The organism is Paraburkholderia acidisoli (genome assembly GCF_009789675.1).
GTDB lineage: Bacteria > Pseudomonadota > Gammaproteobacteria > Burkholderiales > Burkholderiaceae > Paraburkholderia > Paraburkholderia acidisoli.
Genome location: NZ_CP046914.1, coordinates 1,761,334 through 1,776,827, shown reverse-complemented (window position 1 = coordinate 1,776,827; position 15,494 = coordinate 1,761,334). Strand labels below are relative to the sequence as shown.

The following is a 15,494-nucleotide window of genomic DNA, read 5'->3' as shown; positions in this document are numbered from 1 at the left end:
ACGGCGTGGCGCCTCACGTCATCGAATTAATCAGGCATCCAAAGTAATTGCGTGAAAAGCAAACGATGGAATGTCGCGCTCGACACTCCATCGCCGTATAACCGGATGCGGATTGGGCGCGACCGGCGCGCATGGCCTCAGTGCACGCTGCTGTCGACCTGCCGACGCGGCACGCTATAGCCGCGACCGCCGTTGTCCGGCCGACCTTGCGCATTACCGCCGCCGCCACCACCGCCACCACCGTTACCGCCGCCGTGCCAGTTCGGATCGCGTGCGCCGTTGGCCGGCCCGGGCGGCTGCGCCGCCTGCGGGCGCCCGCCGTTGCCGCCATAGCCGCCCTGCGGCGGCGGACGACCGCGGCCGTCGTCGCGTTGCCAGCGACCGTCCGGGCGGCGGCCGGTCGCGCGACAGATCGCGGCGACCGCCACCCACGCCAATCCCGATGACGCCATAGGCGGGCGCGTAACCATACGCCGGCGGCGGCGCGCCGTAGGCACCGTACGCGGGCTGCACGGCGTAACCCGGCGCTTCGTAGCCCTGATCGTAATAGCCCTGGCTGTAGTAGCCGCCGCCGTAAGTCCCGCCTTGTCCCGGAGCGACCACGCATCCCGCGATCGAGCCGAGCGCGGCGATGGCCAGCAATCGTTTCAGCATATTGATTTCCCGTTTCCCACGCGTATCGCCGGACGAACCCGGCGAGCGGCGCCGCGCACTGAGGCGACACCGCGCCGGCATCTTACCGGCAGTGCCGGACCCCGTGGTGATGTTTCAGAACCTTGTGGCACTCGTGGTGCGTGCCGGCCTGGGCCGACGTCATGGCAGCAAAGACCACGCCCGGCGCGGCTGGCATAGCCAGACAATTTTTCATGGAAGACTCCCGGGAGGATTGATTGAAGGGAGCCGAATCCTCGCACTCTCGCCGGTTGCGCGCGAGCAATGCAAAATCGCCATTTAACGAAACCCGGCCGATTTGAAAATCGGACGAACTCGAAAAATAACCGATGTTTTAAATCGTGTTAATCCCCGCAAATAAAAAGGGCGGCTTCCATCGAAGTCGCCCTGATTGATCGGCGCGAGGGAATCACCAGTCGTGGGCGCACTCCGCGCGGCCCATTTGATGACCGACCTGCAGACCCGCGTCGTACGCCGACTCCAGCGCGCGGCCGACTTCGTCGGCGCTCACGAGGTGGAGATCGAGGGCCGCTTTGCCCGTCAAATCGAAACTCCCGATGTCGAGAGTGGTTCGAGAGATCGCCAACAACAACTCAAGTCGCTCGTCATGCATTTTGTTCTCCCAGCTTGATCCACATCATTCGAGAACAATGATAAATATCAAATGCCACTGCGCGGCGTGACGCACCGACGCATATCGAGGCTCTACTCAAATTTCATCCGCAAAGGGAAACTAAAACCAACAAAGCGGGATCACGATCGCAATTTAAATATCTTTAAATCTAATCGCTTGATTATCATCAAGCAAGCTGCCAGACGAAAAACGCACGTCCGATCGGGTTTCCTGTTGCCGACTACGTCTTTCGGCCAGGGTTTCGTAAGCGCAACGCTTTGATATGATCGGAAACAAAATTGGCGATGCAAGCTGCGTTCTTGCCTCGCCGTATTTCGCCTGGGGCCGCCGCCAGTTGCATGTCGCCGTTGCACGTCGCCGTTTCCCGCTATTGCCCGCCTTTGCCGCTTTCCTACGCTGCCCATGGACACCACGCTCTCCGCCTCCGCCAGCCCCGCGACCGCCGAACTCGGGCGCCGTGTCCGCGCCGCGCGCGTCGCGCAGGACCTGACGCTCGACACGGCCAGCCGCCTGTGCGGCGTGTCGCGTTCCACGCTCTCGAAGGTCGAAAACGGCTTGATGTCGCCCACCTTCGACGTGCTGCAGAAGATCGTGGGCGGTTTGCGCATCGATCTGGCGGAATTGTTCGGCACGCCGCCCAAGCTCAATGCGGGCGGCCGGCGCGCGCTCACGCGCAGCGGTTCGGGCCAGCGCCACGCGTATCGCGGCTACCAGATGGAACTGCTCGCCACCGACCTCGCGCACAAGGCCATGCTGCCGTTTCGCATCCGCATCACGGCGCATTCGCTCGACGCGTTCGACGACTGGGGGCGCCACGAAGGCGAGGAGTTCCTGTACGTGATCAGCGGCAGCGTGTGCCTGTATTCGGAGCTGTACGCGCCCACGCATCTCGAGCCTGGCGACAGCCTCTATTTCGACAGCCGCACGGGCCACGCGGCCATTTCCACGAGCGAAGCCGACGCTGAAGTGCTGTGGATGGCCACCGGCGGCAACGTGCTGCCCAATCACGGCGGCGCGGAAGTCCCCGCCGTGGCCAAACCGCCGCGCGGCGCGAAGCCGAAACTCCCGGCGGGATAAGCGCGGCGCGCTTCGAAGCGGCGCATCCCGCGCCGGGTTGTCAGCGAAAATTCCGGTCGGAAACTCCGGTCGACAGCTTTACGCCGACAACTTCAGGCCGCTCATTCAGGCCAGCGCATTCCGCTCGCCCGCCTGACTCAAGGTTTTTTCCCGGCGGCGGCAGTCGACTTCGCACCGCCCGCGCCCACGCCGCGCCCCCGCTTCGACCGCGAACCCGCCGCAGTTTCCGGCACGCTGTCGCGCTCGCGGGCCGCGCGCCGCAGCGCCTCGATCAACGCGCGTCCGGCGGGCGCGGGCTGCGTGTCGGTGCGCTGGATCAGGCCGACGGGCTCCTCGCCGCCCGCCGCCGGCAAGGGCAGGCGCACCAGCGTGCCGCGCCGCAGGTCGTACTCGACCGCGCCGGCGGGCACGAACCACACCGCGTCGTTTTCCAGCGCGAGCGCGCGTCCCACGGAAACCGACAGCAACTCGACGAACCCCGACAACGGCGGCGCGTCCCACGCGGCCAGCAGACTGTCGGCGGCCTGGCGGATCAGCGTGCCAAACGGCGGCAGCACGAGCGGATAGGTCGCGAGCTGCGCCGGCAAGCCCGCGCCGTGCGCGAGCGGATGCCCCGCACGCACGACCACGGCCAGCGGCTCGTTGTACAACTGCTCGAAACTCAGCCCCACCATGCGCTCAGGATCCGCGACCCGGCCCACGGCGAAACTGATCGCACCCGTCTTCAGGCGTTCGAGCAATTCCATATTGGCCGCCGTCGTGAGCCGCACGCTCACGCGCGGCCATTCCTGCGCGAAGTGGCGCAGCGCGGCGGGCAATAACGCGGTCGCGACCGTGGGCAGCACGCCCACGTCGAGCGTCGCGGTCACGGCGCCCTCGTCGCGCGCGAGCAAGGCCACGCCCTGGCGCAACGCGCTCACGCATGCGCTCGCGTGCGGCATGAACAACTGCCCTTCGCGCGTGGGCACGGCGCCGTGGCGGCCGCGCTCGAACAGCCGCACGCCCAGCACCTGTTCCAGCTCGGCGATGGTTTTCGACACGGCGGGCTGCGTCACCGCGAGACTGTCGGCGGCCTGCTGCACGCTGCCGAGTTGCGCGACGGCCAGAAAACACTGCAGATGGCGGAACTTGACGCGTCCGTCGGCGAGCCGGTTTTGCATAACGATTCGTTATACGAGATGCGAAAAAACATCATTTTGCATAACTTTTCGCATTGGATAAAGTGGATTCCGTCGGCTCGCGTCGGCTTCACGCTCCGCGCCGCGCCTTTCCCCCACAATCATCAGGAGACAACCCCCATGGACGAGTCCATCCTGTCGCCGCGCGACTTCGACTCGCATCCGGCGTACGTGCATCCGCCGTATCGGTCGTCGGTCAAACGCGGCCCCACGCTGCCGCTCATTCCGCTCAAGGAAAAGCTGCGCAACCAGCACGTGCCGGTCTACGGCACCGACGATCTCGGCAAGCTCGACAACGATCTCACGCGCAACGCGGCCGTCAACGGCGAACCGCTCGGCGAACGCATCATCGTGACGGGCCGCGTGCTCGACGAAGGCGGCAAGCCCGTGCGCAACACGCTCGTCGAAATCTGGCAGGCCAACGCCGCCGGCCGCTACGTCCACAAGGTGGACCAGCACGACGCGCCGCTCGACCCGAACTTCCTCGGCGCGGGCCGCACGATCACGGACGACGAAGGCCGCTATCGTTTCCTGACGATCAAGCCGGGCGCGTACCCATGGGGCAATCACCCGAACGCCTGGCGTCCGAATCACATCCACTTCTCGCTGTTCGGCGATTATTTCGGCTCGCGCCTCGTCACGCAGATGTACTTCCCCGGCGACCCGCTGCTCGCGTTCGACCCGATCTTCCAGGGCACGCCCGAGCACGCGCGCGACCGCATGATCTCGCGCTTCTCGCTCGACATCACCGAAGACAGCTACGCACTCGGATTCGAATTCGACATCGTGCTGCGCGGCCCGAACCAGACCCCCACGGAGCGTTGAGCCATGGCACTCAAGGAAACGCCCTCGCAAACCGTCGGCCCGTACTTCGCCTACGGTCTTTGCCCGCAGCAATACAACTTCGATTTCAAGAGCCTGTTCACGCCGGACGTGGTCGAGCCGGAAGCCGCGGGCGAGCACATCACGCTGATGGGCCGCGTGTTCGACGGCGACGGCAAGCCGGTGTTCGACGCGATGCTCGAGTTCTCGCAAGTCGACGCCAACGGCCGCTACCCGGCCTCGCGCGAGGAGATCGCCCAAAGCGGTTTTCGCGGTTTCGCGCGCGTGGGCACCGGCACGGACCCGCATGAGCGCTTCGTTGTGCGCACGGTCAAGCCGGGCCGCGAGAACGCCGGCGAGGCGCCGCACATCAACGTGATCGTGCTGATGCGCGGCCTGCTCACGCACACGTTCACGCGCATTTACTTCGACGACGAAGCCGCCGCGAACGCCGAAGATCCGGTGTTTTCCGCCGTGCCCGCCGAGCGCCGCGAGACGCTCGTCGCGCGCCGCAGCGAGAACAACGGCAACGTGATCTACACGTTCGACATCCACATGCAAGGCGCGCGCGAGACGGTGTTCTTCGACCTCTGACCCACCGGGAGCGCACCAGCACGCAAGCGCCGCGGCCAGAGCCGGTTCATTCCTCTGCAGTTTTCACGCAGCTTTCATGAACAGGCCCTAAGATCATGGCGCTGCGATCTGATCGCGGAACTCCGAGCTGTACCTTGTGAAGCCTGCCGTTGCGCAGGCTTTTTTTTCGCGCCGATTTGCGCGGATTCGAACCGGTTCGCGCCGCTTCAACCCAGCGGCCGCACGCCGATCAGCAGGCCGTGCAGCCAGAACGCGAACACGGCCCACGCCACCAGCCCGACCACGACGACGATCGCGTCGCGCGACGGCCGCCCCTGCGGATGAACGACGCCAGCCGCACGATCGCGCCGGTTCTCGCCGCGCAATTCCGCGAGCGCCCAGACCAGAAACACGAGGAACAGCACGACGGCGTTGAGCGTGCCGTTGGCGAGCAGATGCGCGAACGCCCAGAGCGCCACGCCGCTGACGAACGGCTGGCCGAGCGCGCGCTTGAAGTGATTGCCGGGCACGTAGGCGGCCACGATCAGGATGAAGGCGATGGCGGTGAGCAGCGCGGTGACGTGCGCCATCCAGAACGGCGGCGCCCAGAGCGGCACCGGATAGCGCCGCGACACGCCGTAACCGTAGACGATGAGCACGAAGCCAATGATCGACGAGAGCGCGAAGAAGCCGCGCCACGCCTGCGGCCCGAAGCGCTTGATCTGCGCCGCGCGCCATTGCGGCGCGGCGATCCGGATCGAATGGACGCCGATGAAAATCACGAGGCCCAGCACGAGCAAACCCATCGCAACCTCCTGCCGCAGCAAGCATTGGATGGGCGAGATTGTCGCCCAGCTTGTGCGCGAGGCCAACCGGTGAATTCAAAAAAGCCAGACTAATTCGCGTATTTATGCCGATGTGCAGCGGCGAATGCCCGCGCCATTAGCACGCAACTCGCACGCCAATCACACGATGCGATTCGGCGTCAAAAACGCTGCGAAAAGAGGGGAGTTATTTCCCGGCACCGAAGCGGTGCGCATTAAAGAAGCGCATTTAATACCGCTTTAACTTCGAAAGCCAATGTAAATCGATGCTGAAAAATCCGGCACACCGCGCAATGGCGAAGACGAATACGAAGTCGCGCGGCGAATGCCGCGGCACGGTCGAAGCACGACCGGGGAAACGCTCGAAACGCCCTGCTGGCGCGGCCAGACGGGGCTTGGCGCCGCACAACCTAGCAGCGAAAATGCTCGATATCCTGGCCTGCATGCTTATAACGCAGTAGCCAGGTGGGCATGTCGCCTTCGCCATTCCAGCTATTGCCGTATGCGTCGCGGTACTTCGGTAGTTTTTCGCTTTCGGCGATGAACGCTTCAAGCTCTTCGAGCGTAATGGCGTACTCTTCCATGCGGCGTTTAATCCACACGATGAGCCGTTCGCGCGCCTCTCCGTCGAGGTCGAACATCGGTTAATTCCTCTCGCTTCGTCAAGGGCAAGCCGCCGATGCTGCGTGTGGCATCGAATCGACTTTCCTGAAAAGACACCGGCTCCGCGGCCAGATTGGCGAAGCCTTGCTACTCTGATGAGGTGAAACCCGGGCGTGAAACGCTGGGCTGGATCGGAGGGGATGATGGTCCGCTGCTCCGCTCGCCAGACTCGGACGCTACGTGAGCGGTCCTTCGCTGCAAGCGGAGCCAATCTTACCTTGCGCCTGGCGGCGAGATCAAGCGGTTTCAAGGCGGCGCGGGGCTTGTGCGGGCCGTCGGCTGGCATCCATCCCACCGCCGGCGAACCCGCCAATCCCGCCGCCGCCTCAACCCGCGGCGCGGCGCCCCGAAGGTTTCCGTTCCGCCACGTCCGCCTCGACGGCGACGCCTTCGGGCGTGTCCTCGGCGTAGGGAGCCGGCACCGCCCCGGGCTGACGCGACAGCACCGGCGCGAGCGCCGCGCCCGTGTGGCTCGCGGCCACCTTCACGAGCGCTTCGGGTTCGGCCGCCGCGACGATCGTGCCGCCGCCCACGCCGCCTTCGGGACCGAGATCGATGATCCAGTCGGCTTCGGCGATCACGTCGAGATCGTGCTCGATCACAACCACGCTATGGCCGCCATCCGCGAGCCGGTGCAGCACGCGTATCAGCCGCGCGACGTCGGCCATGTGCAGACCGACCGTGGGCTCGTCGAGCACGTAGAGCGTGTGCGGCGCCTTCTGCCCGCGGCGCGTGATGTCGTCGCGCACCTTGGACAGCTCGGTGACGAGCTTGATGCGCTGCGCCTCGCCGCCCGAAAGCGTCGGCGAAGGCTGGCCGAGCGTCAGATAGCCGAGGCCCACGTCTTTCATCAGTTGCAGCGGATGCGAGATGCTCGTGAGCGAGGCGAAAAACTCCACTGCCTCGTCGATTTCCATCGTCAGCACTTCGCCGATATTGCGGCCGCGCCACGTCACCGCGAGCGTTTCCGGATTGAAGCGCTGCCCGTGGCAGACATCGCACGGCACCTTCACGTCCGGCAAAAAGCTCATGCCGATAGTGCGCACGCCCTGGCCTTCGCATGCGGGGCAGCGGCCGTCGCCCGTGTTGAACGAGAAACGCGACGCGCTATATCCGCGCGCGCGCGCTTCGAGCGTGTCGGCGAACAGGCGGCGGATCGAATCCCACACGCCGATATAGGTGGCGGGACACGAGCGCGGCGTCTTGCCGATCGGGGTCTGGTCGACCTCGAGCACGCGGTCGATGGTTTCCCAGCCGGTGATCGAATCGCAACCTTGCCACGTATGCGTGACGTCGAGCTTCGGCTTCGCGCTGCTGCGCGCGAGCACGCTCGAACGGCGTTCGGCCGCGCTCGGCGCGCTTTCCTTCGACGCCTTGCGCGCGCGCCGCACCGCGGGCGAGGACAGCACCGAGCGCCCCACCGCGTCGAGCAGATTCGAGAGCAGCACGTCGCGCGCGAGCGTCGACTTGCCCGACCCGCTCACGCCCGTGATCGCGACGAGACGGCCGAGCGGAATCTGCGCCGTGACGTTGCGCAGGTTGTGCAGCTTGCCGCCGTGCACCGTGAGCCATTGCGGCGGCACGGCTTCGCGGTTCGCGCGCGCCGGTTTCACCTCGCGGCGCGGTTGCAGCGGATGCACGATCGGATGCGCGAGATAGCGGCCCGTGAGCGAATCCGGCTGCGCCGCGAGATCGGCGACCTTGCCCTGCGCGACCACGCGGCCGCCGCGCTTGCCCGCGCTCGGCCCGATGTCGATGATGTGATCGGCGCGGCGGATGGTGTCTTCGTCGTGCTCCACGACCACGAGCGTATTGCCCTTGTCGTTGAGGCTGCGCAGCGCGTTCAGCAGGATCTGGTTGTCGCGCGGATGCAAACCGATGGTCGGTTCGTCGAGCACGTAACACACGCCCTGCAAGTTGCTGCCCAGTTGCGCCGCGAGACGAATGCGCTGCGCCTCGCCGCCCGACAAACTGGGCGCCGCGCGATCGAGACTCAAATAGCCGAGCCCGACTTCTTCGAGGAATTGCAAACGACTGCGAATTTCGCTCACCACGTCGCGGGCGATCTGCGCGTCGCGGCCGCTGAGTTCGAGCGCGTCGACCCAGCCGCGCGTCTCGGCAACCGTCCACTGCGCGACGTCGGTGATGGCCTGGGCGTCGAACGTGACCGCGCGCGCCACCGGATTCAGGCGCGTGCCGCCGCAGTCGTGGCACGGCTCGTCGACCATGCCTTCGGGTTCCTGCTCCTCGGAAGGCAGCGTCTGCTCGCGGCCGCGATTGTCGTCGGCGACCACGGTGTCGTCGTAGGCCGCACGCTGTTCGCGCGTGAGCGCGAGGCCCGTGCCCACGCAGCTCGTGCACCAGCCGTGCTTGCTGTTGTACGAGAACATGCGCGGGTCGAGTTCGGGATAGCTCGTGCCGCACACCGGGCAGGCGCGGCGCGTGGAAAGCACCTTCACTGCGCCGATACGCGAGGTCGACACGCCGTTGTCGATTGCATGGTCGAGCCCGTCGAGCGGCGCGAGCAGGTGCACGATGCCCTTGCCCGCTTCGAGTGTCGCGTCGAGCATCGTGCGCAATTGCGCCTCGTTTTCCGGCTCGATCACGAGATCGCCCACCGGCAGTTCGATGGTGTGCTCGCGGAAGCGATCGAGCTTCGGCCACGGCGCGACCGGCACGAATTCGCCATCGACGCGCAAATGCGTGTTGCCGCGCGCCTTCGCCCACTTCGCGAGATCCGTGTACACGCCCTTGCGATTGACGACGAGCGGCGCGAGCAGGCCCACGTGCTGGCCGCGGTGCTCGCGCAGCAACTGCGCGACGATCGCGTCGGCGCTTTGCGAGGTGACCGGCGTGCCGTCGTGCACGCAGTGTTGCAGGCCGAGCTTCACGTACAACAGGCGCAGGAAGTGCCACACCTCCGAGGTGGTCGCGACCGTGCTCTTGCGGCCGCCGCGCGACAGACGCTGCTCGATGGCAACCGTAGGCGGAATGCCGTACACGGCGTCCACTTCGGGGCGCCCCGCCGGTTGCACGATCGAGCGCGCGTACGCGTTGAGCGATTCGAGGTAACGGCGCTGGCCTTCATGGAACAGGATGTCGAACGCGAGCGTGGACTTGCCCGAGCCCGAGACGCCCGTGATGACGTTGAAGCGGCCGTGCGGAATGTCCACGTCGAGCGCCTTGAGGTTGTGCTCGCGCGCATTGACGATCCGCACCACGTCCTCGCCCTGCACCTCGCGGCGCGCCTGCGCCGCACGCAACGCGCTTTGCAGCGCGACGCCCTCGTCTTCGGCGATCAACTCCACGCCGCGGCCGAGCGCCGCTTCGTAGCGTTCGAGCGCGGCGCCCGTGTGCGAGCGCTCGCAGGCGATCACGTCGTCGGGCGTGCCCACGCACACCACTTCGCCGCCCGCGTCGCCGCCTTCGGGCCCGAGGTCGACGAGCCAGTCGGCCGCGCGGATCACGTCGAGATTGTGCTCGATCACGAGCAGCGAATTGCCGCCTGCCAGCAGCTTGCCGAACGCGCGCATGAGCTTGGCGATGTCGTCGAAATGCAGGCCCGTGGTGGGCTCGTCGAACATGAAGAGACGTCCGCCCACAGGCGCGTTCTTGCCGCGCGACTGCGCCGTTTCGGCGAGATAGCCCGCGAGCTTCAACCGCTGCGCCTCGCCGCCCGAAAGCGTGGGCACCGGCTGGCCGAGCTTCACGTATTCGAGGCCCACGTCGACGATCGGCTGCAGCACGCGCAATACTTCGGCATCCTCAGCGAAGCATTGCACCGCTTCGCTCACCGTGAGGTCGAGCACGTCCGCGACCGAGAGCGTACGGCCCGCGCGCTCGATTTTCACTTCGAGCACTTCGGGGCGATAGCGGCTGCCGTCGCAATCCGGGCAACGCAGGTACACGTCGCTCAGGAACTGCATTTCGATGTGTTCGAAACCCGAGCCGCCGCAAGTCGGACAACGGCCTTCGCCCGAGTTGAAGCTGAACATGCCCGCCGTGTAGCCGCGCTGCTTCGCGAGCGTGGCCTTGGCGAACAGCTTGCGGATTTCGTCGAACGCGCCCACGTAACTCGCGGGATTCGAGCGCGCCGTTTTGCCGATCGGCGATTGATCGACGAACACGGCGTCGCTGATCTGCTCAGCGCCCGTGAGCTTGCGGAACGTGCCGGGCGCTTCCGTGGCCTTGCCGAGATGGCGCGCGAGCGCCGGATAGAGCACGTCCTGCACGAGCGTCGATTTGCCCGAACCCGAAACGCCGGTGATGCACACGAGGCGTTGCAGCGGAAACTGCACGGTCACGTCGCGCAGGTTATGTTCGCTCGCGCCTTCGAGCAGGAGATGCGGCGTGGCCGCGTCAACCGGACGGCGCTCCCAGTGCGACGCATCGGCCACGGCGCGATGGCCGCCGAGATACTCGCCCGTGAGCGTGCCCGAGGAGCGGATGTCGTCGGGCGTGCCGTCATAGACGATCGTGCCGCCGCGCTCGCCCGGCCCCGGTCCCATGTCGATGAGACGATCCGCCGCCAGCATGACCGAGGGATCGTGCTCGACGACCACGAGCGTGTTGCCCGCGTCGCGCAAACGCTGCATCGCCTCGACGATGCGGTTCAAATCGCGCGGATGCAGCCCGATGCTCGGCTCGTCGAGCACGAACAGGGTCTTGGTGAGCGAGGTGCCGAGCGCGGTCGTGAGGTTGATCCGCTGTACTTCGCCGCCCGAGAGCGTGCGGCTCTGGCGGTCGAGCGTGAGATAACCGAGGCCCACGTCGCAGAGATATTTCAGGCGCGTGCGCACTTCGGCGAGCAGCAGTTTCAGCGCGTCGTCGAGCAAGGTGGAGGACAGCGAGAGATCGTCGAAGAAGCGCCGAATGCGCTCGATCGGCAGCAGCATCACGTCGTGCACGGTCAGGCCGGGCAGCGCTTCGAGCTGCGGGCGCGACCAGTCCACGCCGTGCGGCAGGAAGCGGCCGGCCGGTGCGAGCACGTCATCGGCGTTCTTCCGCGTGCCGAGACGCCACAGCAGCGACTCGGTCTTGAGGCGCGCGCCGCCGCAGGTTTCGCACGGCGTGTAGCTGCGGTATTTCGACAGCAGCACGCGAATGTGCATCTTGTACGCCTTCGACTCCAGATACTGGAAGAAGCGCTTCACGCCGTACCACTGCGACTGCCAGCTGCCTTCCTTCCAGTCCGGCGTGCCTTCGATCACCCACGTGCGCTGCGCCTCCGTGAGTTCGGACCACGGCGTGTCGCGCGGAATATCGGCCTTCGCGGCATAGCGCATCAGGTCGTCCTGACACTCTTTCCACGCGGGCGTTTGCAGCGGCTTGATCGCGCCGCCGCGCAGCGACTTGCGCTCGTCGGGAATCACGAGACCCCAGTCCACGCCGATCACGCGGCCGAAGCCGCGGCACGCGTTGCACGCGCCATACGCCGAGTTGAACGAGAACAGCGCCGGTTGCGGATCGGCATAACGCAGATCGCTGTCGGGGCAATGCAGGCCCGTGGAGAAACGCCAGATGTGCGGCTCCTGCGCTTCGTCTTCGGCGGCCGGCAGCACGTACACGTTCACGCGCCCCGCGCCGCGCTTGAGCGACGCTTCGATCGCCTCGACCGCGCGGCTCTTTTCGACGTTCGACATCCGGAACCGGTCGGCGACCACGTCGAGCAGCTTGCGCGTGCCCTCGGCCGTCTTCACTTCGCGCTGCGCCTGCACGCGCGTGTAGCCACTCGCGGAAAGCCATTGCGCGACTTCTTCTTCGGTCGTCGTGTCCGGCAACTCCACCGGAAACGTGACCACGAGCCGCGGATCGCCCGCTGCCGCGCGCGCCTGCAATTCGGCGTAGATCGTCTCGGGCGTGTCGTGCCGCACGGGCTGCCCCGTCACGCGGTCGAACAGATTCGCGGCGCGCGCGTAGAGCAGCTTCAGGTGGTCGTTCAGCTCGGTCATCGTGCCGACCGTGGAGCGCGAGCTGCGCACCGGATTGGTCTGGTCGATGGCGATGGCGGGCGGCACGCCGTCCACACGGTCGACCTGCGGGCGGTCCATGCGGTCGAGAAACTGGCGCGCGTAGGCGCTGAAGGTTTCGACGTAACGGCGCTGGCCTTCCGCGTAAAGGGTGTCGAACACGAGACTCGACTTGCCCGAGCCGGACGGCCCGGTCACGACCGTCATTTCACCGGTGTGCAGGTCGAGGTCGAGATTCTTGAGGTTGTGCTGACGGGCACCACGGATACGGATAGATCGGTTATCGCTCACTTGCGCTGGCATTCCGGCTGGATCACACGCGTGTGGGGCCGGGCGGCGCGCGAGTCGAATCGAGTCGATGCGCGCGGCCCGGAAGCTTGTAGCGCGAGGCACGCACCCGGTATTCCCGGCATGCCGCACTCGCTGGCAGCTTGAGATTTTACTGTATATTTATACAGCACGCTGGACGCCCGCCGGAGCACCGTCCGTGGGCGATTTCACGCGGGTTTCAGGTCCGTTCGGCGCGCGATGCCGCTGCGCTCCACATCGACGAAAACGCCGTTTCGACCGCCCGCGCGAAACGCGCGCCGTCCATCAGCGGAGAGACTTCCATGCGCGCGCGCAGGGTGGCGCGCAGCGCCGCGAGGCGCGGCAGATCCTGCGCGAGCGCGACGGCCGTCTCGACGAAGCTCTCGTCGGAAGCGGCGGCGAGTTCGCTCAGGCCGAGATTCGCGAGCTGGCTCAAGCCCGCGCGCCCCGCCACCGTCGCGCCCACGCGCGTCACCACGGGCACGCCCATCCAGAGCGCGTCGAGCGACGTGGTGTGGCCGTTGTACGGCAGCGTGTCGAGGCCGATATCGATCTCGTGATAGCTGCGCAAATACGCGTCGCGCGCGCGAAACGGCACGAACACCACCCGCGTGACGTCGATACCCGCGTGCGCCATGCGTTGCCCGATGCGGCGGCGCGCGTCGCCTTCGGGCGCCAGCAGCACGAGCCGCGCCGTGGGCAAGCGCTCGAACACGCGCGCCCACAGGCGGAACGTCGTGTCGGTGAGCTTGCACGGATTATTGAGGCTGCCGAAGGTGACGTGCCCCGCGCTTTCGGCCGGCAGCGCGTTCGGTTCGGGCTGCGCGGCGAGCGGGTCGTAGCACCAGAACGTGTCGGGCAAGCGCCACGTGCGTTCGGTGTAATGCGCGTCGTGCGCGAGTGGATCGAGATGCGGATCGGTGAGCCGCCAGTCGATCGCGCCGATGCCGGTCGTGCCCGGGTACGCGAGCCACGCCACCTGTAGCGGCGCGGGTTTGCGCGCGAACAGCAGCGGCCGGCCGTCGGCCATGTGCATGGTGAGATCGACGAGGATATCGATGCCGTCCGCGCGAATCCGTTGCGCGAGCGCGGCGTCGTCGAGCGTGCGCACGTCGTGCCAGACATCCACCCATTCGGCGAGACGCGCGGTGCGCGCATCGGGCCGCACGACGCTCGAATACGCGTGAATCTCGAAGCGCGTGCGATCGTGATGCGCGAGCAGCGGCGTCATGAACAGCGCCTGGCAATGCTCGCGAAAATCCGCCGACACATAACCGATACGCAAGCGCTTGCCCGCTGCCAGCGTTGGCGCGGGCGGCGTGACGGCCGGCTCGCGCCCGGCTCGCAACGGCGCTTCGTGCCGCGCCGACCAGCGTTGCGCTTCTTCCAGAATCTCGCCCGCGTCGCTGGCCTGAAACGAGAGCGCATAAAGCAGATTGCCGTGCGCGATGACGTTGCCGGGTTCGCTCGCGACCGCGCGCCGGAAGCACGCGATGCCTTCGTCGAGATCGCCGCTGTCCTTCAATACGTTGCCGAGATTGTTGAGCGTGGCCGAGCGCGCCGGATCGAGATCGAGCGCGCGGCGCAGCAGCGCGTGCGCGTCGTCGAGACGGCCGAGCGTGCGCATCAGGTTGGCTGCGTTGTTGTACGCATCGACGAAATCGGGACGCGCGCGCAACGCGGTTTCGTAGGCGTCCTGCGCGGCGCGATGCTCGCCGAGATCGCGCAACGCGTTGCCGAGATTGTTCGCGGCCTCGGCGTGCGCGGGATCGAGCGAAAGCGCCTGCCGATACTGCGCCGCGGCCTCGTCCAGGCGGCCCAGCGCTTGCAGCGTGACGCCGTAGTTGTACGCGGCGTGCGCGAGATGCGGCTCGATGGCCACAGCGCGCGCGAGCAACGGCGCGGCTTCGTGCGCCTGCTGCATGCGCGTGAGCAGCACGCCGAGATTGACCAGGGCGGAAGCGCTGTCCGGCGCCGCGAGGTGCGCCGCGCGCAACATGGCGAGCGCTTCGTCGTCGCGGCCTTGCGCCTGTAGCAGCGTGCCGAGATTGGTGAGCGCATTGGCGTCGCCGGGTTGCGCCTCGAGCGCGCGCGTGTAGGCGTCGCGCGAGGCATCGGCATGATCGAGCAAACGCAAACAGTTGCCGAGATTGTTCCAGGCGTCGGCGCGCTGCGCCTCGCGTTGCACGACGGCGCGCCACGCCTCGACGGCTTCGCTCAAGCGGCCTTGCGCCTGCAACGCCGTGGCGAGCGCGAACCATAGGTCGGCAGACGCCGCGTCCTCGGCCAGCAGCGCGTGATACAGCGTGGCGGCGGCACCGTGACGCCCCGCCATGGCGTGCGCCTGCGCGAGCGCCTCGCGGTAGCGACGATGCCCCGGCTCGATGGCGAGCGCGCGTTCGAGCCAGCCGGTCGCCTCGTCGGGCGCGCCTTCCTGCAAGCCGATCACGGCCAGCCGGAACATGGCGGCCGCGTGCGCGGCGTCGGTGTTCAGCAGTTCCAGATAGAGCTGCCGCGCGTGCGGCAGATCGCCGGCGAAATGGCGCTCGCTGGCGCGGTCGAACAGGGAAGCGTCGGGCATCGGGTCGAAGTCTCGGAATTTCCGCCGATGATAACGACTGATTCTTTCGAAACCTTTCGATCTTGCTTGCCCGCATGCCGATCTGCGGCAATGCGCGCCAAGGCGAGGCTTCCCGTGCCCGACGCGGCGCCCGGTGCGCGGCCCGCGCGACGGAGCGTCACGCTGCCTGCGCGCCCGCCGGGCGCCCCGCTA

10 protein-coding genes are annotated in these 15,494 nt (G+C 66.8%); 3 read left to right on the top strand and 7 right to left on the bottom strand.

Annotation, left to right across the window (positions count from 1 at the left end):
• Positions 1-243: 243 nt before the first annotated feature.
• Both FAZ98_RS22005 and FAZ98_RS35975 read right to left on the bottom strand, forming a co-directional pair.
• Positions 244-654: a hypothetical protein gene (locus FAZ98_RS22005; protein ID WP_199272362.1), complete on the bottom strand. Its 411-nt coding sequence runs from the start codon at positions 652-654 to the stop codon at positions 244-246.
• A 427-nt stretch (positions 655-1,081) separates the two neighbouring features.
• Positions 1,082-1,216 carry a hypothetical protein gene (locus FAZ98_RS35975; protein WP_267904851.1) on the bottom strand — a complete coding sequence of 45 codons (135 nt, stop codon included), beginning with the start codon at positions 1,214-1,216 and terminating at the stop codon, positions 1,082-1,084.
• 492 nt (positions 1,217-1,708) lie between these two features.
• Between FAZ98_RS35975 and FAZ98_RS21995 the strand changes: the two genes are divergently transcribed.
• Positions 1,709-2,383 (top strand): helix-turn-helix domain-containing protein, encoded by a 675-nt coding sequence (locus FAZ98_RS21995; protein WP_158953779.1) that lies wholly within the window; start codon positions 1,709-1,711, stop codon positions 2,381-2,383.
• Positions 2,384-2,520: 137 nt separating this feature from the next.
• Here FAZ98_RS21995 and pcaQ read toward each other — a convergent pair whose 3' ends face one another.
• The gene (pcaQ, locus tag FAZ98_RS21990; protein WP_158953777.1) at positions 2,521-3,543 is read right to left on the bottom strand and encodes a pca operon transcription factor PcaQ; all 1,023 of its coding nucleotides are present in this window, start codon (positions 3,541-3,543) and stop codon (positions 2,521-2,523) included.
• Between the two features lie 138 nt (positions 3,544-3,681).
• Here pcaQ and pcaH point away from each other — a divergent pair, with 138 nt between their 5' ends.
• Complete coding sequence (gene pcaH, locus FAZ98_RS21985) at positions 3,682-4,386, top strand: protocatechuate 3,4-dioxygenase subunit beta (protein WP_158953775.1); 705 nt, start codon at positions 3,682-3,684, stop codon at positions 4,384-4,386.
• Positions 4,387-4,389: 3 nt separating this feature from the next.
• On the top strand, positions 4,390-4,977 hold the full coding sequence (pcaG, locus tag FAZ98_RS21980) for a protocatechuate 3,4-dioxygenase subunit alpha (protein WP_158953773.1): 588 nt from the start codon (positions 4,390-4,392) through the stop codon (positions 4,975-4,977).
• Between the two features lie 206 nt (positions 4,978-5,183).
• Here the strand turns inward: pcaG and FAZ98_RS21975 are convergent, their stop codons facing one another.
• The 4 genes from FAZ98_RS21975 to FAZ98_RS21960 all read right to left on the bottom strand — a co-directional run bounded on the left by FAZ98_RS21975 (position 5,184) and on the right by FAZ98_RS21960 (position 15,302).
• Positions 5,184-5,762: an NnrU family protein gene (locus FAZ98_RS21975; RefSeq protein ID WP_158953771.1), complete on the bottom strand. Its 579-nt coding sequence runs from the start codon at positions 5,760-5,762 to the stop codon at positions 5,184-5,186.
• A 428-nt stretch (positions 5,763-6,190) separates the two neighbouring features.
• Positions 6,191-6,421 (bottom strand): H-NS family nucleoid-associated regulatory protein, encoded by a 231-nt coding sequence (locus FAZ98_RS21970; protein ID WP_158953769.1) that lies wholly within the window; start codon positions 6,419-6,421, stop codon positions 6,191-6,193.
• 348 nt (positions 6,422-6,769) lie between these two features.
• Positions 6,770-12,703, bottom strand: coding sequence for an excinuclease ABC subunit UvrA (gene uvrA / locus FAZ98_RS21965; RefSeq protein ID WP_158953768.1), 5,934 nt, complete (start codon positions 12,701-12,703; stop codon positions 6,770-6,772).
• Between the two features lie 217 nt (positions 12,704-12,920).
• Positions 12,921-15,302, bottom strand: a complete 2,382-nt coding sequence (locus FAZ98_RS21960) for a tetratricopeptide repeat protein (RefSeq protein WP_158953766.1) — start codon at positions 15,300-15,302, stop codon at positions 12,921-12,923.
• Positions 15,303-15,494 lie beyond the last annotated feature (192 nt).